Genomic DNA, 24,875 nt, shown 5'->3' with positions numbered 1-24,875 from the left:
TTTGATTTATTAAGCTTTAACTTCGATGATTGCGTCACCCTTAGCAACTGATCCAGAAGCAACTGGATTTACTGAAGCAAAGTCTGCAGTGTTTGTTACGATAACCATTGTTGTGTTATCAAGTCCTGCAGCAGCAATCTTAGCTGAGTCAAATGTTCCAAGAACTTCTCCAGCTTTAACCTTGTCACCTTGGGCAACTTTATGATTGAATCCTTCACCGTTCATTGAAACAGTGTCGATACCAACGTGAATTAAGATTTCAGCACCGTTAGCTGTTCTCAATCCATAAGCATGTCCCGTTGCAAAAGCAATGGTTACTTCTGCATCTGCAGGAGCATAAACAACACCTTCAGATGGCTTCACTGCAATCCCTTGCCCCATCGCACCGCTTGAGAAGACAGGGTCATTCACATTTTCTAAAGCAACCGCTTGTCCAACGATTGGAGTTTGGATGACACCTTCACTAGGTGAAGCAAGGGTACCAGTTACTGCTTCTTCTGTTAAACGGTCAGTTTCAGCTTCAGAAATTGCTCCTGCAACCTCTTCTACTTCATCTTCGTAACCAAACATGTAAGTAAGAGCAAAACCAAGTGCAAATGATACAGCTACCATAAGAAGGTATTGTAGAAGTTGTCCATTACCAATGTAAAGCATTGTACCTGGGATGACTGTGATACCATTACCAGTACCAGCAAGTCCTAGGATTGAAGCAAGTCCACCACCGACTGCACCAGCAATCAATGAAAGGAAGAAAGGCTTACGGAAACGCAAGTTAACCCCGAAGATAGCAGGCTCAGTAATACCTAGGAAGGCAGAAAGAGCAGCTGGGAAAGCAAGAGTTTTAAGTTTAGGATTTTTAGTTTTCACACCAACGGCAACAGTTGCAGCACCTTGAGCAGTCATAGCTGCAGTAATGATAGCGTTGAATGGGTTAGCGTGGTCAGCAGCAAGCAATTGAACTTCAAGCAAGTTGAAGATGTGGTGAACACCTGATACGACGATTAATTGGTGAACTCCACCAATCAAGAAACCACCAAGTCCGAATGGCAAGTTAAGAATAGCTTTTGTTCCAATGAGAATGTAGTTTTCAACAACGTGAAAGACTGGTCCGATAACAAACAATCCAAGGATTGACATTACAAGGAGTGTTACAAACGGTGTTACCAAGAGGTCAAGTACATCTGGAACAACCTTACGAACTGCTTTTTCAAACTTAGCTCCGACAACCCCGATGATGAAGGCTGGAAGAACTGAACCTTGCAAACCTACAACTGGGATAAATCCGAAGAACTGCATTGCAGTTACTTCACCACCAGACGCAACAGCCCAGGCATTTGGAAGTGAATCAGAAACGAGCATCATACCAAGAACGATACCAACAGCTGGGTTACCACCGAATACACGGAAAGTTGACCAAACAACCAAACCTGGCAAGATAATAAAGGCAGTGTCTGTCAAGATCTGAGTATAAGTTGTCACATCTTCTGGAAGTGTCATTCCAAGAGCAGTCAAGAGACCACGAACACCCATGAAGAGACCAGTTGCTACGATAACTGGAATGATTGGAACGAAGACGTCACCGAAAGTACGGATGGCACGTTGGAACCAATTTCCTTGTTTTGCAGCTTCTGCTTTCATATCTTCTTTAGAAGATGTTGGCAACCCAAGAGCTACGACTTCATCGTACATCTTGTTTACTGTACCAGTACCAAAGATGATTTGGTATTGACCTGAGTTAAAGAAAGCACCTTGAACTTTTTCCAAGTTCTCGATAGCATCCTTATTGATTTTCGCTTCATCTTTTACCATAACACGGAGGCGAGTCGCACAGTGAGCTACACTGTTGACGTTCTCACGTCCACCCAAGGCTTCGATGACTTTTTTTGCAATTTCTGTATTGGTCATTTGCAAAAATCTCCTTATAAAAAAATTTGTTCTTGTTTGAAAGCGATTTTACTCGCCCTACGAGTATTATTTTATCATCTTTCAAAAATATGTCAAGCGTTTTGCAGAAAAAGTTTTTTGATTGCTAAAATTTTTGATAGTTTTTGCTACTTTCTTAATAAAATTCTCTCAAAATCGCCTATCTCTACATGTTTTTATGTGAATATTTTCAAAAACTTTCATATTTTCATTGATTTTCATAAAAATAGGTTTCTAATTATCTGTCAATCGTTTGACATTTTTTTCTTAACTTCGATATAAAAGACTTGCTTTTTTATAAGGAAACGTTTACTATAAAGATAGTAGAATTTATGGAGGGAATATAAATGGAATGGACTACCGAGCGTCGTTATAGACGCTATGAAGATTGGACACAAGAAGAAAGAAAAGAACTCCAAGAAAAGATGGCGCAATCACCATGGCATGTTGCCTATCACGTCGAACCAAAGCAAGGACTCCTTAACGATCCGAACGGTTTTTCTTACTTTGATGGCAAGTGGGTTGTCTTTTACCAAAACTTCCCCTTTGGTGCAGCTCATGGATTGAAATCTTGGGTTCAGCTTGAAAGTGACGACTTGGTTCACTTTACTGAAACAGGTGTAAAAATCTTACCTGATACTCCATTGGATAGCCACGGCGCTTACTCTGGATCTGCTATGCAGTTTGGCAATCAATTGTTTCTATTTTATACAGGAAATGTCCGTGATGAAAACTGGATTCGCCATCCTTATCAGATTGGTGCTTTGATGAATAAGGACGGAAACATAAAAAAGATTGATAAGGTCTTGATTGATCAACCAGCTGATGCTACTGACCACTTCCGCGATCCACAGATTTTTAACTTTAAAGGACAATACTATGCTATCGTCGGTGGTCAAGATTTGGACAAAAAAGGGTTTGTCCGTCTCTATAAGGCTATCGATAATGATTATACAAACTGGCAAGAAGTCGGAGACCTTGACTTCAACAATGACCGCACTGCCTATATGATGGAGTGCCCAAATCTTGTCTTTGTCGGAGAACAACCTGTCCTTCTCTACTGCCCACAAGGTTTGGATAAAAAGGTTCTTGACTATGACAATATCTATCCAAATATGTATAAAATTGGTGCTTCCTTCGATCCTGAAAATGCACGTATGGTAGGTGTGTCTGAACTACACAATCTAGACTATGGTTTCGAAGCCTATGCTACTCAGGCCTTCAACGCTCCTGATGGTCGTGCCCTGGCAATCAGCTGGCTTGGTTTACCAGATGTGTCTTATCCATCTAATCGCTTTGATCACCAAGGAACTTTCTCATTGGTCAAAGAATTAACCATTAAAGATGGCAAACTCTATCAGTATCCTGTAGCAACCATCAAGGACCTCCGTGCTTCAAAAGAGGAATTTTCAAATCGTTCTGAAACCAAAAACACCTACGAACTTGAGCTTAACTTAGAAGCCGATAGCCAAAGCGAAATTGTCCTTTTTGCTGACAAAGACGGCAAGGGGCTATCTATCAATTTTGACCTTGTCAATGGCCGAGTAATCGTTGATCGTAGTCAAGCAGGTGAGCAATATGCTCAAGAATTTGGAACTACTCGCTCTTGCTCAGTTACTAATCAAGCAACTACTGTCAATATCTTCATCGACAATTCAGTCTTTGAAATTTTTATCAATAAAGGAGAAAGAGTATTTTCTGGTCGTGTCTTCCCGCATGCGGACCAAAATGGGATCCTTATCAAATCTGGAAACCCAACTGGAACATACTACGAATTAGAATATGGTCGCAAAACTAACTGATGTCGCAAAATTAGCTGGTGTCAGCCCTACTACCGTTTCACGTGTCATCAACAAAAAGGGTTATCTGTCAGAAAAAACCATTCAAAAAGTCAATGATGCTATGCGTGAGCTGGGCTATAAACCCAATAACCTAGCTCGCAGTCTTCAAGGAAAGTCTGCCAAATTAATTGGGCTAATTTTCCCTAAAATCAGCCATGTTTTCTACGCGGAGTTAATTGATAAATTGGAACACGAACTCTTCAAAAAAGGCTACAAGACCATCATTTGTAATAGTGAACACGATTCAGAAAAAGAACGTGAATACATCGAAATGTTGGAAGCCAATCAGGTGGACGGTATCATTTCAGGAAGTCATAACTTAGGTATCGAAGACTACAATCGTGTGACTGCTCCTATCATTTCCTTTGACCGTAACCTGTCTCCAGATATTCCTGTCGTTTCTTCTGACAACTATGCTGGCGGAGTCCTAGCAGCTCAGACCTTGGCTAAAACTAGAGTTAAATCTATTATCATGATTACAGGAAATGACAACTCCAATTCCCCAACTGGACTTCGTCATGCAGGTTTCGCTTCTATCTTACCAAAGGCTCCCATTATCAATATTTCCAGTGACTTTTCACCCCTTCGAAAAGAAATGGAAATAAAAAATATCTTAACCAAACAAAAACCCGACGCCATCTTTGCTTCGGATGATTTAACTGCTATTTTGGTTATCAAAATTGCTCAAGAACTTGAAATCTCAGTTCCTGACCAACTAAAAGTAATTGGCTATGATGGGACTTATTTTATCGAGAATTACTACCCTCACCTCACTACCATCAAACAACCTTTGGAAGAAATTGCTCGCCTGACAGTTGATTTGCTCCTTCAAAAGATAGAGGGCAAAGAGGTCGCTACTACTGGTTATTTCTTACCAGTTAGCCTCTTGCCTGGTAGAAGCGTCTAAGCATATAAAAAACTCAGACTTGATTAGTCTGAGTTTTTCTTATGAGCGTAAAGCTTCTAAAATACTTTTTGCTTTTTCTAGGTTAAAGGTTTTTTCAGCAATCAAACCTTCTACTAGCTTTGGTATTTCTGCTTCTTTAGCTCCTGCTAGGAGAGCTAGAGATTTAGCTTGTAATTTCATATGTCCCTGTTGAATACCAGCTCCAACCAAGGCCTTTAGTGCGGCAAAGTTCTGGGCCAATCCCATAGAAACAATAATTTGTGCCAGTTCTTTCGCAGACGGTTGACCTAGAAGTTCGTGGCTGAGCACAACACGAGGATTGAGACCGATAGAACCACCCTTTGTAGCAATTGGCATGGGAAGAGTCATCTCTCCAATCAGCTCTTCTGTCTCTATGTCTAATGTCCAGTGGCTAAGTCCTCGATAAGCACCATCATGACAGGCATAGGCATGGGCTCCTGCTTCGATAGCCCGCCAATCATTTCCTGTTGCAATCAGGAGAGCATCAATCCCATTAAAGATACCCTTGTTGTGGGTAGCAGCTCGGTAAGGATCTGCTTGAGCAAAATGACTAGCCAAGACTATCTTGTCAGCCAATTCACGCGCTTCATCCTTGTTAGGACTTAAATAGCGAAAAGCAATACGACAGCTAGATGTCACCAGAGAATCTGTAGCATAGTTAGACAAAATTCCCATAAGACTTTGTCCATGGCTTAGACTTTCAAGATGAGGTTTTAAAGCCTCTAGCATGGTATTAAGCATATTAGCTCCCATGGCTTCTTGAGTATCAACGTGAAGATAAACAACCAGAAAATCTGTCTGTCCAGAAACTTTCTCAACTCGCAAGTCACGCGCTCCTCCTCCTCGCTTGACAATTGAAGGATAAGCTTGATTTGCTATTTCAAGTAGCTGGTCTTTTTGATTCAGAATTTCCTGGCAAGCTTGTTCTCTATCTGGTACTTGATAAAGAGCAACCTGACCAATCATAAGTCTTTGATGAACATGGGCAGAAAAACCACCAGATCTGTTGATAATCTTGCATGCAAAACTAGCTGCTGCCACTACTGATGGCTCTTCCGTCACATAAGGAACAGTATAGGCCTGATTATTTACCACTATCTCAGGAACAATGGAGTAGGGAAGAGAAAAAGTCCCTACTACATTTTCACTTAGCTGATCAGCAATGGCAACACTCAAAGTCTCATTTTTCTCTAGATTATCCTGAAGTTCATGAGAGAGCAAGTCAGAATCCCTAAGCGTTTCTAGACGTTCTGGATATGTTTTTTTTGAAAATCCACTCCAATTAATCTTCATCATTTTTCAACCTTGCTATAATAACGGTGATGTTCTAAAATTTCAACCAGAGCATATTCTTGGTCTTCATAGCCCGAGAGTTTAGCAGAACCTGAACCATCAAGATGTGTCTCCTCATAGAATACTTTTTCATATTCTTCGACTGAGAGAGGTATACGCTGGTCTAACACTTTGATACGGTCTTTATCTAGATACTGCTCATAACCTTCAACCAATTCGACACTAAAGAACTCAGAAACTGCTCCACTACCGTAACTGAATAGTGCAATCTTATCTCCAGCTTTCAATGTTTCAGCATTTTCCAAGAGAGAAAGTAATCCAAGAAATAGAGATCCTGTGTAGATATTACCAACTCGATTACTATAGATGATAGAAGCGTCAAAGTGTTTCTGTAAGAGCTCTTGTTTTTCCTGAGACAATGATTCATCCAATAGCTTATTAAAACCTTTGAGGGCTAATTTTGGATACGGCAAGTGGAAACATACTGCCACAAAATCATTTAAAGTCCAATTAAAGCGTTTTTTGTATTCTTCCCAGGTAGTTTGCAAACAATCTAAATACTGCTGGGTAGAGTATACACCATTTACAAAGGGTGTAATCGAGTAATTCGGACGCCAGAAATCATTGATGTCTCTAGTCTGAGCTACATTATCGTCATTAAAGCTCAAGATCCGTGGATTTTGAGTAATCAACATAGCGATACTACCTGAACCCTGAGTTGGTTCACCCGGTGCATTGATACCATATTTTGCTATATCACTAGCAAGAACAAGTACTTTTGATCTTGGTGAATTTTCTACATGTAGCTTAGCATAATGTAGAGCAGCTGTCGCTCCATAGCAAGCTTCCTTGATTTCAAAACTACGAGCAAAAGGTTGAATACCAAGTAAGCCATGCACAAAAACAGCTGCAGCCTTACTTTGATCGATTCCAGATTCTGTCGCAACAATGACCATATCAATTTCTTGCTTTTCTTCTTCTGTCAGGATAGAATTCCCAGCACTAGCTGCAAGAGTTACGATGTCTTCAGTCAAAGGAGCGATACTAATCTCCTCTAGTAAAAGTCCTTTTGTATATTTTTCAGGGTCTACCCCCCGTGCATTTGCTAAATCTTGTAGTTTCAAGACATATTGACTGGTCGCAAAACCAATCTTATCAATACCGATTGTCATATTTACCTCTGTATTTAATCATTCATTGTAAAAAATCGTTCAAGTCTATTTTATCACAAATTAAAACAAAATAGAGAAAAAAGCCTTAATCCAAAACTCATACTATTTTCTAAACATTCATCAATCATCATCTGAATCACTCCTGTTTAATAGTTTTACTCAATTAAAAATCGAACCTTAGATGGTTCGATGTGATTTTAAATGATGATACAATTTTAGAATAACTGTCCCACTGGCCATTCCAATTGAGATGACAAGAGCTAACATGACAACCAGCATAGAACTAGCAATGGCATTTCTATAGTCTCCTGTAACAAAGAATGAAGTTGTTCGATAAGACAAATATCCTGGAACTAAGGGCGCCAATATAGCAAGGCTAAAAACAACTGCAGGTGTTTTATAGATAATGCTCATAATCTGGCTAATACATGAGCCAATTACGGCAGCAATGAAAGTTGCTAAAATGACGTTAGTCGGCTCCTTAAGAACTAGATAGAGCAACCAGATAAACATTCCTAAAACTCCACCAGGAATTAGCATAGAACGTTGTACGTTTAAAACGATTAAAAAAGTGATAATTGCTAGTAAACTCGCTAGAGCTTGCAATAAAAATGTTGTCAAATTCATATTAGTAGTTCATGAGTACCAGGGCGACAGAGGTGCCAGCCCCCAAGGCAAGGGTAATCAGCAAGGATTCAAACATCTTGCTCATACCAGAGTTAATGTGATTGGTCATGATATCACGCACAGCATTGGTCAAGGCAATCCCTGGCACGAAAGGCATGACAGCCCCTGCTATAATTAAGTCTGCCGTTGAAGGTAAACCAGAATAACGAGCCCAGAATTGTGCTATCAAACCAAAGACCAAGGCACCTGCAAATGCAGTCATAAAGGGGATGCGAATAAATTTTTCTACATAAAGTGAAAAAGTAAAAGCAAACACAGTCGCAACTCCTGCACCAATCGCATCATAAGGATTTCCGCCAAACATAATGGAGAAGAATGGAGCACTAAAAGTTGCAGCAATGATTAACTGTACTTTAGTATAGGGCAAGGATTTTTCATTTAAATCCTTCAATTGTGCAAAGGCTGTCTCTAAATCAATTTGTCCAAAGACAAGCTGTCTAGAAATTTGATTGACATCACAAACTTTCTCAATGTTATAAAGAGACGAAGTCACTCGCTTCATACGAGAGATATTGGTATTTTCAATAGAGAAAAAAATGGCTGCCGGCATGGCTAAAACATTGCAATCCATTATCCCTTGTGAATGCGCAATGCGGATCATAGTATCTTCAACACGATGAATTTCCGAACCATTTCGAAGTAAAATCGTACCTGCAAGCATAATGATATCAATCACTGCATTGAGTTCTTTTGATTCCTTCATTTTCTCCCCCTTTTTGATATCCTTTATTTTATCATAAAATCCTCAGAAAAAAAACTTTGCCACAAATTCTGTGACAAAGTTTTATGAATAGTCTGTATTAGCTACCTCAGTTGTGCTCAGGTGTTGTTTGACTAGTTTCTGCCTCACGAGTTTGAGGAGGTGTTACCTCGATTCTATTTTCATGAGGTACTTGTGGTGTGACTGTAGTAGTTGTCGTTTGTTTTGGTTTATAAACAGAAATTTTAACACGCGTTTTACTCAAATCAAGATCCTCATATGGTTTTGGACTTTGATTGATTACAGTTCCTTCAATAGTTCCTTCAAGGACTGTAGAAACTTCTACTACCTCAATATTAGCTTCTTTAACACCCACAACTTGAATCAAATTATTCTTTGTAAACTCAAGACTTGAGCCGATATAATAAGGCATTGAAACAGTTGTAACCTTCTTTGCAACTGTCAAGGTAATCTCAGTCGCCTTGCTAAGATCGTATGTTGTTCCTTCTGACAAACTTTGTCTCATGACAAGACCAGGTTCAGTTTCACTCGATTCTTCCTCAACAATCTTAATTAGATTTTCTGGGACTTTCTTGTCTTTTAACTCTGCTACTACATCTGAAGATTTTCGTCCGATATAGTTCCCTATCGGGAATGAAGGTTTACCTGATGAAACAATCAGATTAATCTTAATTCCTTCTTTGCGAGATGAACCTCCATCTGGATCCGTTCGAATAACTCGTCCTTCTTCTACTGTATCACTGGATTCGCTTTTCTCTTCACCAATTTCAAAATTGGCATTTTTCAGAGTTTCTTTGGCCTCAGCCACTGTTTGCCCTGCAACTTTCGGAATCACAACAGTTGCTGGCGTCTTAGATATAATCCATAGTATAGAAGAGAGCACCAGAATAAAACTAGCAAGGAGAACCAAGTAACGAGCCTTAAAACGACGCTTCTTCACCGGCTTAGCTACTCCCTTAGGTTTAGGAGCTGCTTGAACACTCGGTTTCTTAGTCTGAGGACGACTATCTTTTGGTTCAACCTTAGGAATCGTTGTCAAGGTTTGTTGCTGAATCTTTGGTAATGTTTTTGTATCAACCTTACTTGTATCATCAAAAACACGTTTAGATTCATTTCGTCTATTGTGAGAAAGACTGCTCAATAAGTCAACATACATCTCAGAGACTGTTTGATAGCGATCCGTTAATTTTTTCGCTGTCGCTTTAATAACAACATTTTCTAATGATTGTGGTACCGAAGGATTTTCAGCTATAACAGATGGGAGTGGTTTCTGAAAATGCTGAAGGGCAATCGTGACCGCACTATCTCCATCATATGGGACATGCCCTGTTAACATTTCAAAGAAAATAATTCCCATGGCATAAATATCACTCTGAAACGTAGCCTTAGAGCCACGTGCCTGCTCAGGTGATAAATAGTGGACAGAGCCCAACATAGAGTTAGTTTGAGTCAAGCTGGTTTCCGCAAAAGCTACCGCAATACCAAAGTCAGTAACCTTAGCCGTTCCATCAGGAGTCAAGAGAATATTTTGAGGCTTTAAATCACGGTGAACAATTCCTTTTGCATGTGCTAAACGCATAGCTAGCAAAATCTGACCCATGATACGAACTGCTTCCTCATTTGAAAGAGGATAGTGTTCTTTAATATATCGCTTAAGATCGAGACCGGCTACGTATTCCATAGCTAGGTATTGCTGACCATCTTCTTCACCAATATCAGTAATCCGAACGATATGAGGATGATCCAAGTCTGCCATAGCTCGCGCTTCCCGTTGAAAACGCGCAACAGCTATAGGATCCGTCTGGTAGTTGGTCCTCAGGACCTTTACAGCTACCTCTTCCCCATCTAAAATCAAATCCTTGGCCAGGTAGACATCTGCCATGCCTCCACGACCAATTTGTTTGATAATTCGATACCGTCCGGCAAAAATCTTGCCGATCTGGATCATTGTGCTGCCTCCTCCTTAATCGAAACAAGGGCAACACTTATGTTATCAAGCCCTCCGGCATTATTTGCAAAACGAATCAAGGTTGCTGCTTTATCATCCAGTGAGATATCACTTGTTACAATATCACAGATTTCACTTCCAGAAATCATGTTGGTTAAACCATCACTATTAAGCAAAATATAGTCTCCTGGTTCAAGGGTGATAATTCCCATATCAGGTTGAATTTCATCTTTTTGACCAATAGATTGAGTGATGATATTTTTTTGAGGATGTGCATCTGCCTCTTCTTGAGTTAATTGTCCAGCTTTGAGCAATGCGTTAACCAAAGAATGGTCACTTGTCAAAAGATGATATTCTTCTCCACGGATTAAACCGATACGCGAATCACCGATATGGGCATAAATAGCTTGATTCTCAATGATAGCAAGTGCTTCTAAGGTTGTTCCCATACCCCTGTAAGCTTCATCACGACCTAGTTGGTAAATCTTTTGATTTTCAATTTCTAAATTATGGGCAAACCATTCGCGAACTTCATTTACAGTGTCAATTTGAGTATCCACCCAAGCTACACCTAAGTCCGTTACCGCCATTTCACTAGCAATATTGCCTGCACGATGTCCTCCCATTCCATCAGCCAAGATAATCATCGTATGACCTGCTCGGTTGACAAAAAGGTTGACATAGTCTTGATTGTTTTTTCGTTTCTGACCCACATCTGTTAATAATGAAATTTCCATTGTGTCAGTTCCTTCCTAATCAGATATCTTTCGAAATTGGCTGATAAAGAACCCGTCACTACCATACAGTTCTGGAGTAATGAGGATACAACCATCTTTTAAGATATCTTTGCATTCATGTTCTAGTTTAACCTGCTCAAACTCAGGGTGTCTTTCTAAAAATGTCTGAACGACTTGAAAGTTTTCCTCCGAGACTATAGTACAGGTACTATAGGTTATTATACCACCTTTTCGTAGTGTTTGACAAACACTACCTAATATTTCCAGCTGAATTTCCTGTAAAGACATGAAATCCGCAGTTTCTTTGTTGTATTTGATATCTGGTTTCCGACGCAATAGACCGATCCCTGAACAAGGGGCATCAACAAGAATCTTATCAAATTGATCCTTACCAAAAAACTCGTGAACCTTTCGGGCATCCAATTTTTGTGTTTGAACACGGTCTGCTACGCCTAAACGCTGGGCATTCTCTTGAATCAAAGTGAGTTTGTGGTCGTAGAGATCCAGAGCTGTTACCTGACCTGTCGTTAGATAAGAGGCTATATGGGCTGTTTTCCCACCTGGAGCCGCACAGGCATCCAAAACCTGCTCCTCTCCTTGTAGCTCTAGTGTTGGTGCAACGAGTTGACTAGACTCGTCCTGGATGGTAATAGCCCCTTCAGCAAACAAGTCATGACCCGCAAAATGCCCCTGCTCTTTAACCAGACCAGAAGCTGATAAAGCAGAATCACTTGCATCAAGCAGAGCTTTAATTTCCTCTTTTCGGCTCAAATCTGTCACACGGATACTGGCTTTATTACGTTTTAGTAGACTTTCAAAAATCGCTTGCGCTCTCTCTTCACCATACTCTTCCTTTAGTTTAGAAACTAACCACACTGGCAAAGAGTAGGCGATAGAATCACGCTTGTTCTTACGCTTGATACTGGCAATATCTGGCAAACCTTCTCGCAAGATACGGCGAAGGACTGCATTGACCAGTTTTTCGCTGCCTTTCTTACGAGATTTTGCAATTTCTACCGCTTCATTGACCACTGCATGGTCGGGAAGCTTATCCAAGTATTGGAGTTGATAGACGCTCATGAGAAGCAAAACATAGAGCCAGCTATCTAGCTTGTCTCTATCCTCAATAAAGTGAGACAAATACCATTCTAAAGTTAGTTTACGGGCTACAGTCCCATAAACAAGCTCTGTCACCAAACCTTTGTCAGTTGCTGACAGTTGACTTCCCTTGAGGTGTTTATTTAAGGCGATATTGGAGTAGGCTTGATTGATAAAAACATCCTCTAACACTACTAAAGCTAGATTTCTAGCAGTTTCTACTTTAGTCACCAAATCGTTCTCCTACTGCCAAGGTACGTCCCACACCGTTGAGGAAGGAAGCAATGTCCATCTTAGGTTTCCCTGCTGGTTGAACCTGTCTGAGAGATAGAGCTCCATCTGCTGTTGCGACAATTAATTCTTTCTTACCGATGGAAATAATCTCACCCGGATTTCCATGACCCTCTACTGGCAGAGCTTCATAGATTTTGAAGCGATCTCCCTTTAGAAAAGTGTGGGCAACAGGCCAAGGATTCATCCCACGAATTTGGTTGAAAAGTTGACGGTTGGTCTTGTTCCAGTCCAACTTTTCTTCCTCAGGTTTGATATTTGGTGAAAATGTAACCTGACTTGGATCTTGTGGTTCTGGCTGAATTTCACCAGCTATATAAGCTGGTAGAGTATCCAAAAGTAAATCACGCCCAACAATGGCCAATTTTTCAAACAAAGTTCCAACATTATCCTCATCAGTAATGGGAATACTGCGACGAGAAATCATGTCCCCTGCATCCATTTCCTTGACCATTTCCATAATGGTTACTCCTGCTTCCTCATCACCTTGAATCAAGGCATAATGAATAGGAGCACCACCACGGTGCTTTGGAAGAAGCGAAGCATGAACGTTTACTGCAAAATCCATGCTATCAAGGAGTTTACTTGGGAGAAATTGCCCAAAAGCTGCAGTTACAATACCATCGGCTCCCAAATTCATGATAGCTTCCATCTCTGGACTACCCGATAATTTTTCTGGTTGGTAGATAGGAAGCCCTGCTTCTTTTGCTGCTTGTTTTACAGGGGTTTCTTGGATGACTTTTTTACGGCCGACAGCGCGGTCTGGTTGCGTAACAACAGCTACAATCTCGTAGCGGTCATCTGACAAAAGCCCCTTCAAAACGGTTGCCGAAAACTCGGGGGTCCCCATAAAGATTAGTTTCGTCATATTTTCTCCTTCTTATAAAAATTGCTGCGGTTCGTGGTCAATACTGAGACGCAGTTCACTATTTTCCCGTTCTTGAGTCAAGGCCAAAACTTGGTTGAGTGTCGGACCAAGCTCATCTTCTATACGGTATTTGATTAAAATCTGATAATGATAAAGATTGTGCGTACGAGCGATAGGTTTAGGCGTTGGTCCAAGGATGATACTAGCATCCGACAAACCAGACCTCAAAATACCCATCACTTGATAAGCACGTCTAAGAACCTCTTCTTCTTTTTTATGAGATAAGGTAATCCCAATAGTGAAATAATAAGGTGGGTAACCCAACTGACGTCTGATACCCATTTCATAGGCATAGAAACCTTCGTAGTCCTGATCCTTGGCAAAACGAATTGCATAGTGTTGTGGATTATAGGACTGAATCAATACCTGACCTGCCTTTTCAGCTCGTCCTGCTCGTCCTGCTACCTGGGTCAAGAGTTGGAAGGTCCTCTCAGAAGAACGGAAATCAGGCAGATTCAAGGCAGTATCCGCATTGAGAACACCAACCAAGGTCACATTTGGAAAATCCAAGCCCTTGGCAATCATCTGGGTTCCTAACAATATGTCCGCTTCACCACTGCCAAATTGTTCAAGTAGAGCTTGGTGACTGCCTTTTTTACGTGTTGTATCTACATCCATTCGCAGAATGCGAGCCTGAGGAAAGAGTTCTGCTAGCTCATCGTAGGCCTTTTGAGTTCCCGTTCCATAGTATCGAATACTACGACTCTGACAGTTGGGACAGACATGAGGGATTTCCTTAGAAAAACCACAATAATGACAATTCATAGTCTTAGTATCCATGTGTAGCGTCAAGGAAATATCACAGTTTGGACAGGTATCAACGGTCCCACATTCCCGGCACATGACAAAGCTAGAGTAACCACGGCGATTGAGCATGAGAACAACCTGCTCTTTTTTGTCCAGTCGATCTTGAATTGCCTCAATCAGTGGTGGTGTAAAGTTTGATGTTTCATTCTGCCCGATGTAATCACGGAAGTCAATCAGTTGAACCTCAGGAATACTCGCTAAAGGATTGGCCCGTTGAGTCAGACGTAGATGTTGATAGACACCCTTACCAGCACGCGCACGACTTTCTAAACTTGGCGTTGCAGAACCAAGGACTAATGCTGCTTGATTGTACTGTGCTCGTAAAAGAGCCACATCTCTAGCATGGTATCGAGGATTGCTGTCTTGCTTGTAACTGGCCTCATGCTCTTCATCGATAATGATAACGCCTAAATCTTTCAAAGGAGCGAAAATAGCAGATCTAGCCCCAACGACTACCTGAGCATCTCCATGCTCCACTTTGCGCCATTCATCGTACTTTTCACCATTGGACAAGCCAGAGTGGAGAATGGCAACTTTATCACCAAAACGAGCAATAAAACGCTCGGTCATTTGAGGTGTCAGAGAGATTTCCGGAACTAGAACAATCGCTGTTTTTCCCATATCCAAAGCTCCTTGGATAATCTGCAAGTAAACCTCGGTTTTCCCACTTCCTGTAATTCCTTGAAGTAGAAAGGGAGGCTGTTGCTTACCAATCGCTCCAACAACTGCCTCACAGGCTTCTTTTTGCTCCGGGTTTAACTCTAGAGCTTGATTTGACTCGATTCCTTCAAAGTAGGCAGCTGAACGTTGGACTTCTTTTTGAAGGATAGTTAAAGCACCCTGTCCCACAAAAAAGTTAACTTGTTCCCGTGAGTAATATTCTAACAAATCAGCCAAAGGAACTGTTGCAGGATGTGCTAATAAATATTCTCGCAGTTCCAATTTCTTCTTGGCACGATTTGAGATTTCTAGTTTTTCTAATTTATCAGGATTCACTTCAACCCAAGACTGCGTCTTAACTTTCTTCTGGTCTACAGCCTGGTACTCTAACTTTAAAAGACCTTTTCGAGTCAACCGCATCATCTCAGCCTGTTTCTCAAGATCAAGAGATGAAAATGCTAAAGACTCCTGCGAACCAAACAAACGGTCTCTGTCTTCTTGACTCAAACCTTCCAGAGGATAGAGGATCTTATCATAGCTAGAATTCAAAAATCCCGGAAGCATAGCTTTTAGAATAGAAATCTTGTATGAAAAAACTGACTTACGTAGTTCTTCAGCTAGCCAGAGTTGTTCCTCCGTTAAGACAGGAGAAAAGTCCAGCACCTCAGCAATCTCTTTCAAGTCCTCGTCTGCCACATCTGAATCAGATTCTTGTTCCATTCCAAGAACAATTCCCTGAATCAAGCGATTAGCCTTCCCAAAGGGTACATGAACTCGCATGCCAACTTCCAGCATCCCTTCAAATTCCTCTGGAATCTTGTAGCTATAGGGCTGATCTGTCTGCATCAAGGGAACATCGACAATGATTTTTGCAATAGCCATTTCCTCACCTCCTTCTCTTCTTAAATCGTTTCAATTGATTGAGTATTCTTGCAATAGAAAAAATAAGATTGAGTCTCCCCAACCTTAAATTTTTTCACCTTCTTCTTTTTCTTTCGCGATTTGCTCTTTGATTTTCTTTTCTTCTTCTTCTCTCAATCGTCTTTCTTCTTCGATACGACGACGAACAGCTTCGCGTTTCCCTTCTGGATCTGGGTGGATGGTTACATTCCCAGATTCAATCTCTTCCAAGGCACGAAGTGTAGATTTTTCAGATTTGAATTCTTGTGTTGGAGTTGCTCCAGCTTCTAATTCGTGAGCACGTTTTGCTTCCAAGATGACGAGTGAATATTTTGATGGTACCTTGTCAAGCAAGGTATCAATAGAGGGTTTAAGCATCATTTGTTTGTACCTGTTTTCTATAGTTTATCGAATAGTTGGAGACTTTGGTAGCATATCCTGATAGTGACCGATGACACGATCGACACGGAAATGTTCTGCTTCAATCACACGTTTGACACGTTCTGCGGCAAGAGGAACATGGTCATTGACAATAGCATAGTCATACTCACGCATCAAAGCAATTTCTTCTTTAGCTTTTTCGATACGTTGGGCAATCACTTCTGCACTATCTGTACCACGGCCTACGAGACGGTCTTGCAATTCTTCCAAATCTGGTGGTGTCAAAAAGATAAAGACAGCATCTGGAACTTTTTTCTTGACCTGGAGAGCTCCCTGCACTTCAATTTCAAGGAAGACGTCGATTCCCTTATCAAGGGTTTCATTGACATAGGTCAGAGGAGTTCCATAGTAGTTACCTACATACTCTGCATACTCTAACATCTGTCCTTGACGGATTAATTCTTCAAATTCTTCACGCGTGCGGAAAAAATAGTCAACTCCGTCCACTTCACCTGGACGTTGCGCCCGCGTTGTCATAGATACAGAATATTGGAATTGATTTTCAGAACTCTCAAAAATTTCTCGTCTAACCGTTCCTTTTCCAACTCCTGAAGGACCTGAAAAAACGATTAGTAAGCCACGGTCTGCCATGATGTCTCCTTTAGATAGTTTGTGAAATGACCTAAAAACCTGAGCAAGATTATCTGTATAAAGGCATTTCTAGTAACTACAATCTTTCTATCTAGTGTAACAAAAAAGCAGTAATTTTTCAACTGCTCTTTCTTATTTATTTTGCATAATCAACGGCACGAAGTTCACGAATAACGGTTACTTTGATATTTCCTGGGTAATCGAGATTGTTTTCGATTTTCTCACGAACCTTGTGAGCCAAGATTGTGACTTTGTCGTCCTTGATTTGACCTGGATTTACCATGATACGGATTTCACGTCCAGCTTGAAGGGCAAAGCTATTTTGTACTCCTTCAAAGCTATTTGCAATCTCCTCTAAGTCATGGAGACGTTTGATATAGCTCTCAAGAGACTCGCTACGAGCTCCTGGACGAGCAGCACTTAGAGCATCCGCTGCAGCAACAAGAACTGCAATAACACTTTCAGGCTCTACATCTCCGTGGTGGCTAGCAATAGTATTGATAACAACTGGGTGTTCTTTGTACTTACGAGCCAATTCAGTACCAATCTCAACGTGGCTACCTTCCACCTCACGGTCAATAGCTTTTCCGATATCGTGAAGGAATCCTGCACGACGAGCGAGAGCCGCATTTTCACCAAGTTCACTAGCCATGATACCAGCCAACTTAGCAACTTCAATCGAGTGACGCAAGACATTTTGACCGTATGAAGTACGGAACTGCAAACGACCCATGATTTTCATCAAGTCTGGGTGAAGGTTTGGTGCTCCGATTTCATAAGCTGCAGCCTCACCATATTCACGGATTTTATTGTCAATCTCTAGACGATTTTTCTCAACTAACTCTTCGATACGAGCTGGGTGAATACGTCCATCCTTAAGCAAGGTTTCCATCGTCATACGGGCAATCTCACGTCGGATAGGATCAAAACCTGACAAGGTTACCACTTCTGGTGTGTCATCAATGATAACATCAACCCCTGTCAAACTTTCAAAGGTACGAATATTTCGTCCCTCACGACCAATGATACGACCTTTCATGGTATCATCAGGCAGATGAACCGTAGAGTTTGTAGATTCGACTACATACTCACCAGCAATTCTCTGCATAGCTTGAGCCAAGATATCCTTGGCTAACTTATCTGAACGTTCCTTAACTTCTTGCTCAGCCTCACGAATGCGACTAGCAATTTCTTTAGTTAAGTTTTCCTCTGTCTGAGCTAAGATAATATCTTTTGCTTCTGTCTGTGTCAGGGAACCGATACGTTCCAATTCAGCTTCTTTTTGTCTTTCGACTTCCTCTAATTGCTCTTCCCGTGCATCAAGGTTTTTTGCTCTATCAGAAATACTTTGTTCTTTTTGTTCAAGAGTTTGTTCTTTGTTCGTTAAATTATCATCTTTACGGTCAAGACTCGCTGCTCGTTCGGTCAAACGAGTTTCAATTTGTTTGAGTTCTTGCCGTTCTGATTTAAATTCAGCGTCCACTTCTTCACGGTATTTTCTGGCTTCCTCTTTGGCCTCCAATAGTGCTTCTTTTTTAAGAGACTTACTTTCACGTTTAGCTTCATTCAATAATAAATCAGCTTCACGCTCAGCTTGTCCACGTAAATTAGTTGCTTCTTGTTCAGCATTTAAAAGCATCAACTCTGCAGCCTCTTGCGATGATTTCATCTTGGCTGAGATGCTGATATATCCAATGACTAAACCTATGATGACGGCAAAAACAAGAATCGCAATTGTCATGATTTCCATGTTTTTACCTCAATTTATTTGTTTATCCGAATGACATACATTCTTATACATTCTACCACAAAAATTGATTTTTAACAAACCTTAAATGGAAGTTGTTTTGATCATTTTTTTGTGGAAAATCTTTTACTTCCTTATTAGAATAGGCCTATTTGAATAGAAATATTTTTACTTATTTTTTACAAAACAAAAAAGCCTACCTCTCAGTAGACTTAGTTTGATTCGATTTTAATTGGCACTCGACCAAAATTTTGTTCTGCTATACTAGGGTGTCCCAGTTGATAAATTCGGTCTGCCTTTTGGGTTATGGCATCCCAGGGTTCTTTACCAATTCGGCTAACTAGCTGGACTTGATCTTTCAAATCTTTAAGGTGTTGTCTACCTTTTTCGGTAAAACCTAGGACATGAATGACTTCTGGCAAGTCACTTTCTCTAGCCTGCACCAAGATATAGGTCAAGAGGCGTCGCACACGCGCCTTGGTGTAGCGTTTGGTAGCCACTAACTCAACCAATTCCTCAATAGATTTTGCTGTTTTGATGGCTTCCTTAATGCGTACAGCCATTTCTTGATTGACCTGATAAATCGTACTTAAATCTGGATTTGACAAGATTTGATAGCGGAGCAAGGGAAAATAGTTATCCCAACTCACCTTACTAGCATTTTCAAAGAAGGCAACAGAAGGCATAAAGCGTTCTAAGAAGTCTTGATCATTTTGATGCTGACGAAGAGCTGTTGCCGAGGCAAAGTCCACATCCTTGTCTACCGAATGGTAGCCAGCTCCCAGACGTTGAATTGGATGAAGTTCAATGTTGTGCCTAGCAACTGCCTTGACATAAGCAAGAGCTAGGACATGATTGGGCGTATCACCAGAAAAATCAAGACCTGCAAATTCCTTCCACATGGCTTGGGTTTTCTGAGGGTAGGAGAAGGAATCAGGTAGATTATCTACAAAATTCTCCATCTCTTGACCACGTTCTGCGTATAAATCAGCAATTTTCTGGTAATCCAGAACTTCTTCTGTTCCAAAGACTAGGGTATCAATCCCCAAACGAGCCAATATATCTACTGAACCTTGACCAAAGAAATCCGCCGCTTGTACACTGACTAAAAAGGGCAATTCTACGACCAAATCCGCACCATTTTCCAGCGCCATTTGAGCCCTTATCCACTTGTCAACGATAGCAGGCTCTCCACGCTGCATGAAATTTCCAGACATGGCAACGATTTTCAAGCCATTTGCTTGGTCTAGCAGATACTTATGGCCATTATGAAAAGGATTGAACTCCGCAATAATACCTGTAATGGTCATGGCAATCTCCTACTTCTGCGCCACAAAAAACCAACGGGTGCTAGTTTCTGTTGGCTCCTTGTCCTCAAAGTCCGCAAAGAGTTTGAAGGACTTAAAACCAGCTTGTTCTAACAAGATATCATAGGTCAAGACTTCGTAGGTTCGCTCCTCATGCACTTCATCGTGGCGACTAAAGGAACCATCCGCTTCCTTGATAAAGAAAGTCAGTTCATGCACGATGGAGTGAGGTGCATCATCTTCATAGGTATCCCAAAGCATAGCAAAGTCTTCTGCATTTTCATGATATGAATAGCCTGGAAAAACCTCATCAGTCTGGTAGGTCGAATGCACATCAAAGATGAAGACCCCATCTTCATTAAGGGCATTATAGACTTCCTTAAAAACGTCCCCGACTTCCACCTCATCCTGCATGTAGCAGATTGAGTCCGAGTAACATGTGATAAAATCATATTTACCTGCCTTGGATAAATCCAGCATATTACCTTCCATAAAATCAATCTTTTGCTTGGCTGATGCCGCTCTCTTCTCAGCAATCTTCAACATGTCCGCGCTCAAGTCCAGTCCAGTTACATCAAAACCTGCTTGAGAAAAGCGCACAGACTGGATACCTGTGCCACAAGCCAGCTCCAAGAGTTTCTTTCTCTCCTTAGTCTTAGGTAAATGACGCAAAGAAAACTCAGTCCATTTATCATATAAACTATCATCCATGACTGCATCGTAAACAGCCGCAAAGGTTTCGTATGTTGCCATAATCATGATACCAAGAGCGTCCATGGCAAACACCACTCGCTCTCACCTTTCTAACGATTTTCTTCTAAATTAAGCAAATAAACCCAGTTGACTGCAACTGAGTTCATCTACTACGCCAAAGCTTCAGATAAATCTACTGACTCTGCCTCATGCCATAATTTTTCTAGGTTATAGTGGGCACGCATTTCTTCTGAGAAAATATGCACAACGACACCACCAAGGTCCAGTAAGACCCAGCCTCCAGATGCATCACCTTCTACATGGCTACCTTTAAAGCCTGCTTCAGTAACTTTTTCACGGATATTATCAGCGATAGCATCCAACTGACGACTATTCATAGAGCTAGTGATAATAAAGTAATCTGTTACACTGGTCAATTCTTGTACGTCAAGTGCGAGGATATCCTCGGCACGTTTCTCATCTGCCGCTTTCACGACTAGTTCTAATAATTCTTTTTCGTTCATTTAATCCTCTTTCAAATAGTGCACAAAGGCGTTATAGGTTTCAAGGGTTTGGGGATAGATGGGGAATCCCTGATGAGCCAAATGTTCCACAGTACGAGCTGTTTCGTATGCCACTGCCTTATTGAGCGATAGCTCAGCAATTTCACGCGCCTGCTCCACTCCTGGAAAGGCACGATTGTGCTCGATATAGTCTGCGACATAGATGACCTTATCAAGGTCCGTCATCTGACCAGCTCCAACTGTATGAATTTCAATAGCTCGTAGGATTTCAGAATCTTGTAAATCCAAATCTTCCTGAATCTTGTAAATGCCAACCATCCCATGCCAGACATTATTGCCCCAATTTTTAAGGTCAGAGTCAAGCTGATATCGATCAATCAAGTCTAGAAACTCTTGATCTGATAGCTTTTTAGCATAGTCATGAAGAAGACCTGCCAAACCAGCTTTCTCAGCATCAACTCCAAATCGTTCTGCAAGCTCAATGGCTGCACGCTCCACACCCAGACAATGGGTTAAGCGTTTTTCAGGTAGAAGCTCTGCCATTTTTTCCAACAATTCTTCACGGGAACAGTTGATATAGTCTTGGTATGCCATCAGTAAAGTCCTTCTTTCTCGATATAGTCTAGCACTGGCTTAGGCAAGAGAAAGTTGGGTGTTCGTCCTTGGGCAATGAAGTCACGCACCATACTAGATGAAATATCCATGAGAGGCACATCCACCCAGATGACCGGATAAGAAGTCCCTGCCTTGTAACGTGGTCGCTGAACTCCCACAAACTGAACTAGTTCCACCAACTCATCAATTCTATACCACTTAGGCAGATAGTCTACCATATCGGCACCAATAATGAAATAGTAGTCCGTATCTGGATGTTGCTCTGTTAAAATCTTCATGGTATCGTAGGTGTAGGAAATACCCTTGCGCTCTAACTCAATGGTTTCAATGGCTAGCCCTTCAATCCCCTCAATCGCCAACTCAAGCATCTTGAGACGATGATGCTCAGGGATGGTTTCCTTTTTATCTACATGAGGAGGTTGGTATTCGGGCATGAGCAGGACCTGGTCCAGTCCTAACTGTTGTCGTACTTGGTCTGCAACGATCAGATGGGCATTGTGAACAGGGTTAAAATTCCCTCCTAGAATCCCGACTTGTTTGCGTTTTTTCTCCTTGATTTCTGGCTCCAACTCTACCTTGGTAAAGGGAGTCAATAATTCGATTGCCATAGGCTAATCTCCTTTAGTCTTCTGTAAAAACAGTTTTTTGGAGTATATTTTTAAATTTCTTTAACTTTTTTAGAAATTTTACGATTTTCTTTCTTGCTTGATTGCTTATACAAAATCAAGATACGACCGATCTTTTGTACTGTATCCACACCGATTTCTTCTTCCAAGATTTCAGCTACTTCGTGGATGTTTTCATCTGTGTTTTGCAAGAGAGTAACCTTGATCAATTCGCGGGCATCAAGTGCCTGACGAACGCTGGTTTTGATTTGGTCGTTGAGTCCATTTTTCCCGATTTGGATGATGGGTTTGAGGGTGTGTGCCTGGCTGTTGAGGAAGGCACGTTGTTTTGAGGTTAATGACATAATTCATTTAAAAGAGTTTCTTTTTATACTTTTCTGAAGTGGTGACGGACGTCAGCAAAGTCCTCTGGACTTTCATGACTAAAATTTGAGCCTAAGGTCTCAAATTTTCCGCAGTTGGTACAATCACTTGTACCAACTAACACCACGGCGAAAAGTATCTTCTATGGGCTCGCAGTGCTCGCCTTTATAAAGACAACCCTTTCCTTTCTGTGTTTAAATAATTGCTTTTCGTGTGACGACTGCGACGCCTTCTGGGGCCCAGACAGCTACTTTGGCAGTTCCTGTCACACGAATCCAGCCTAGTCCTGAGATAACGAGGTCTGTCTTATCCTTGATAGTAAAGACATGTTGGACCAGTTTTGGAAAGTCTTCTTTTTCCTTGCTATTCGGTGGTGTAAGGAGGATTCCAAGGTGCTTGTCGTAAAAGTCACTCGCTCCTTCAAGCTTGGTACGATGAAGTTTGAGTTCATTATCAAAGAAAGCTGTGAAACCTTGCTTTTCTCCTGCAATGAAATCAAAGCGTCCCAAGCCACCTAAAAATAGGGTTTGCTCAGGATTGAGCTGGTAGGTTTTAGGTTTGATTTCCTTTTTAGGACTGACATACTTAAGGTTTTTAGCCGTCAAGTAGTGGGCCATCTGATGACGATGGATAATTCCCGGCGTATCATAGATATAAGAACCATCATCAAGTGGGATCTCAATCTTATCTAAGGTTGTCCCTGGGAAACGTGATGTTGTGATGACGTTCTGGTCACCCGTAATTTCCTGGATAATAGCATTGATAAGAGTTGATTTACCGACATTAGTCACCCCAACTACATAGACATCGCGTCCTTTACGGTAATGCTCGATTTTTTCAATGACTTCCTTGATAGCATGCTTATTTTGAGCTGAAGTCAGAACAACGTCCACAGGACGTAGACCTTCTTCGTGGGCACGTTCCATGAGCCATTGGCTAATCTTCCCAGCCTTTACTGACTTAGGTAGGATATCTTTTTTATTTCCGACTAAGAGCACATCATTACCTGATACAAAGCGTGGTAATCCTGGGATGACTGAGCCATTAAAGTCAAAGATATCGATGACGTTCACTACTAAGGCATCACTATCTCCCACCTCGTGCAAAAGTTTTAAGAAATCATCATCCGTCAGCTGCACATCTGTGATTTCATTATAATGACGAAGACGGAAACAACGCTGGCAATAAACTTCACCGGTTTCCAAACCTTTTTCAAGTGCTGACTGAGGTGTAAATCCAAGACCAGTCTTATCTTCCGTCTGAATGGTTGCTCCACAACCAATACAGAGAATTTCTTCCATAGTTAGATTCCTTTTTTATATATGATAGGCCCATACTTTTCAGTGATTTGTTTCATGACACGGCGCTCACGAGCTCGGTTGATTTGCGTTTTGATAGAGTCATGCTGGACCAAGGGTTTGACCAAAATCGAACGAATCCCTGCTCGGTGGGCAGCTCGAATATCCGTCATGAGCTGATCCCCAACCATAACCACTTCATTTTTCTCATAGTGGAATTCCTTCATGGCACGATCAATCCCGAAAGTAAAGGGCTTCAAAGCCCAATAAACATAGTCAATCCCAAATTTTTCAACCGCACGTTGAACTCTTTTTTTAGAGTTGTTAGACACTACGATAATGCGAATACCCGCATCACGAAGGTCATGTAACCATTGCTTCATCTCTGGAGTCCCATCAGGGTTATTCCAAGCAATGAGGGTATTATCCAAATCGACCAAAACAGCTTTGATCCCTTGATCTTTCAGGCTTTGGACTGTCAAATCATATACTGCTTCTACAGCAAAGTCTGGCATGTAGTTTTCAATCACCATTTTGGCTCCTTTTCTTTTATTTTCTAGTAATTTTCTTCAGCCATTGAGATAAGGCTGCCCATAAAATCAAGCTAGCCATTAAGATATAAATCCAAGCATTTGGCTCTTCTGTAAATGGTAGAGGAACATTCATTCCGAAGAAACCTGTAATAACCGCAAGTACTGCTAGTAAGACGGAGATAATAGTCAAAATTGACAAACTA

At 41.2% G+C, this 24,875-nt stretch carries 24 protein-coding genes; 2 read left to right on the top strand and 22 right to left on the bottom strand.

Features of this window, described 5'->3' with window-relative positions; translation table 11 throughout:
• Nucleotides 1-9: 9 nt before the first annotated feature.
• Nucleotides 10-1,905, bottom strand: a complete 1,896-nt coding sequence (locus PAN07_RS02695) for a sucrose-specific PTS transporter subunit IIBC (RefSeq protein WP_269796948.1) — start codon at nt 1,903-1,905, stop codon at nt 10-12.
• A 365-nt stretch (nt 1,906-2,270) separates the two neighbouring features.
• On the opposite strand from PAN07_RS02695, the gene PAN07_RS02690 reads away from it, so the two are divergent.
• Together PAN07_RS02690 and PAN07_RS02685 are read left to right on the top strand one after the other, a co-directional pair.
• Nucleotides 2,271-3,725, top strand: a complete 1,455-nt coding sequence (locus PAN07_RS02690; protein WP_269796947.1) for a sucrose-6-phosphate hydrolase — start codon at nt 2,271-2,273, stop codon at nt 3,723-3,725.
• Nucleotides 3,706-4,671: a LacI family DNA-binding transcriptional regulator gene (locus tag PAN07_RS02685; RefSeq protein ID WP_269796946.1), complete on the top strand. Its 966-nt coding sequence runs from the start codon at nt 3,706-3,708 to the stop codon at nt 4,669-4,671. The genes PAN07_RS02690 and PAN07_RS02685 overlap by 20 nt, the downstream gene beginning before the upstream one ends.
• Nucleotides 4,672-4,710: 39 nt before the next feature.
• Here PAN07_RS02685 and PAN07_RS02680 read toward each other — a convergent pair whose 3' ends face one another.
• From PAN07_RS02680 to PAN07_RS02580, 21 genes are all read right to left on the bottom strand, one after another.
• Complete coding sequence (locus tag PAN07_RS02680) at nt 4,711-5,985, bottom strand: hydroxymethylglutaryl-CoA reductase, degradative (protein ID WP_269797138.1); 1,275 nt, start codon at nt 5,983-5,985, stop codon at nt 4,711-4,713.
• Complete coding sequence (locus tag PAN07_RS02675) at nt 5,985-7,157, bottom strand: hydroxymethylglutaryl-CoA synthase (protein ID WP_269796945.1); 1,173 nt, start codon at nt 7,155-7,157, stop codon at nt 5,985-5,987. Before PAN07_RS02675 ends, PAN07_RS02680 begins: the two co-directional genes overlap by 1 nt.
• A 177-nt stretch (nt 7,158-7,334) precedes the next feature.
• Nucleotides 7,335-7,784, bottom strand: coding sequence for a threonine/serine exporter family protein (locus tag PAN07_RS02670; RefSeq protein WP_075567996.1), 450 nt, complete (start codon nt 7,782-7,784; stop codon nt 7,335-7,337).
• A gap of 1 nt (nt 7,785) precedes the next feature.
• Entirely contained in the window at nt 7,786-8,547 is a 762-nt protein-coding gene (locus PAN07_RS02665) for a threonine/serine exporter family protein (RefSeq protein WP_269796944.1), read from the bottom strand.
• Nucleotides 8,548-8,653: 106 nt separating this feature from the next.
• A complete protein-coding gene (pknB, locus tag PAN07_RS02660; protein WP_269796943.1) occupies nt 8,654-10,513 on the bottom strand; it encodes a Stk1 family PASTA domain-containing Ser/Thr kinase in 1,860 nt (619 codons plus the stop codon).
• Complete coding sequence (locus tag PAN07_RS02655) at nt 10,510-11,250, bottom strand: Stp1/IreP family PP2C-type Ser/Thr phosphatase (protein WP_269796942.1); 741 nt, start codon at nt 11,248-11,250, stop codon at nt 10,510-10,512. The genes pknB and PAN07_RS02655 overlap by 4 nt, the downstream gene beginning before the upstream one ends.
• Before the next feature lie 15 nt (nt 11,251-11,265).
• Nucleotides 11,266-12,579, bottom strand: coding sequence for a 16S rRNA (cytosine(967)-C(5))-methyltransferase RsmB (rsmB, locus tag PAN07_RS02650; protein ID WP_269796941.1), 1,314 nt, complete (start codon nt 12,577-12,579; stop codon nt 11,266-11,268).
• On the bottom strand, nt 12,572-13,507 hold the full coding sequence (gene fmt, locus PAN07_RS02645) for a methionyl-tRNA formyltransferase (RefSeq protein WP_269796940.1): 936 nt from the start codon (nt 13,505-13,507) through the stop codon (nt 12,572-12,574). The genes rsmB and fmt overlap by 8 nt, the downstream gene beginning before the upstream one ends.
• A gap of 12 nt (nt 13,508-13,519) precedes the next feature.
• Complete coding sequence (locus tag PAN07_RS02640) at nt 13,520-15,916, bottom strand: primosomal protein N' (protein WP_269796939.1); 2,397 nt, start codon at nt 15,914-15,916, stop codon at nt 13,520-13,522.
• Between the two features lie 84 nt (nt 15,917-16,000).
• Entirely contained in the window at nt 16,001-16,315 is a 315-nt protein-coding gene (rpoZ, locus tag PAN07_RS02635; protein WP_004251389.1) for a DNA-directed RNA polymerase subunit omega, read from the bottom strand.
• 24 nt (nt 16,316-16,339) lie between these two features.
• A complete protein-coding gene (gmk, locus tag PAN07_RS02630; protein WP_000775049.1) occupies nt 16,340-16,966 on the bottom strand; it encodes a guanylate kinase in 627 nt (208 codons plus the stop codon).
• 136 nt (nt 16,967-17,102) lie between these two features.
• Nucleotides 17,103-18,716 (bottom strand): ribonuclease Y, encoded by a 1,614-nt coding sequence (locus PAN07_RS02625; protein WP_269796938.1) that lies wholly within the window; start codon nt 18,714-18,716, stop codon nt 17,103-17,105.
• Between the two features lie 209 nt (nt 18,717-18,925).
• The gene (locus PAN07_RS02620) at nt 18,926-20,023 is read right to left on the bottom strand and encodes a nucleotidyltransferase (protein ID WP_269796937.1); all 1,098 of its coding nucleotides are present in this window, start codon (nt 20,021-20,023) and stop codon (nt 18,926-18,928) included.
• A 9-nt stretch (nt 20,024-20,032) separates the two neighbouring features.
• Nucleotides 20,033-20,773: a class I SAM-dependent methyltransferase gene (locus tag PAN07_RS02615; protein WP_269797137.1), complete on the bottom strand. Its 741-nt coding sequence runs from the start codon at nt 20,771-20,773 to the stop codon at nt 20,033-20,035.
• A 110-nt stretch (nt 20,774-20,883) separates the two neighbouring features.
• A complete protein-coding gene (gene rsfS, locus PAN07_RS02610) occupies nt 20,884-21,237 on the bottom strand; it encodes a ribosome silencing factor (protein WP_269796936.1) in 354 nt (117 codons plus the stop codon).
• The gene (gene yqeK, locus PAN07_RS02605) at nt 21,238-21,831 is read right to left on the bottom strand and encodes a bis(5'-nucleosyl)-tetraphosphatase (symmetrical) YqeK (protein ID WP_269796935.1); all 594 of its coding nucleotides are present in this window, start codon (nt 21,829-21,831) and stop codon (nt 21,238-21,240) included.
• Entirely contained in the window at nt 21,831-22,460 is a 630-nt protein-coding gene (locus PAN07_RS02600) for a nicotinate-nucleotide adenylyltransferase (RefSeq protein ID WP_269796934.1), read from the bottom strand. Before PAN07_RS02600 ends, yqeK begins: the two co-directional genes overlap by 1 nt.
• A gap of 50 nt (nt 22,461-22,510) precedes the next feature.
• A complete protein-coding gene (yhbY, locus tag PAN07_RS02595; RefSeq protein WP_000060171.1) occupies nt 22,511-22,822 on the bottom strand; it encodes a ribosome assembly RNA-binding protein YhbY in 312 nt (103 codons plus the stop codon).
• Between the two features lie 213 nt (nt 22,823-23,035).
• The gene (gene yqeH / locus PAN07_RS02590) at nt 23,036-24,142 is read right to left on the bottom strand and encodes a ribosome biogenesis GTPase YqeH (RefSeq protein ID WP_269796933.1); all 1,107 of its coding nucleotides are present in this window, start codon (nt 24,140-24,142) and stop codon (nt 23,036-23,038) included.
• Between the two features lie 2 nt (nt 24,143-24,144).
• Nucleotides 24,145-24,672: a YqeG family HAD IIIA-type phosphatase gene (locus PAN07_RS02585; RefSeq protein WP_269796932.1), complete on the bottom strand. Its 528-nt coding sequence runs from the start codon at nt 24,670-24,672 to the stop codon at nt 24,145-24,147.
• A gap of 16 nt (nt 24,673-24,688) precedes the next feature.
• On the bottom strand, nt 24,689-24,875 hold a 187-nt coding region (locus tag PAN07_RS02580), incomplete at its 5' end, for a CorA family divalent cation transporter (protein WP_276593304.1).

The sequence above is a fragment of the Streptococcus sp. SM5 genome (genome assembly GCF_027497975.1).
This window is presented reverse-complemented; position numbering and strand designations above follow the sequence as displayed.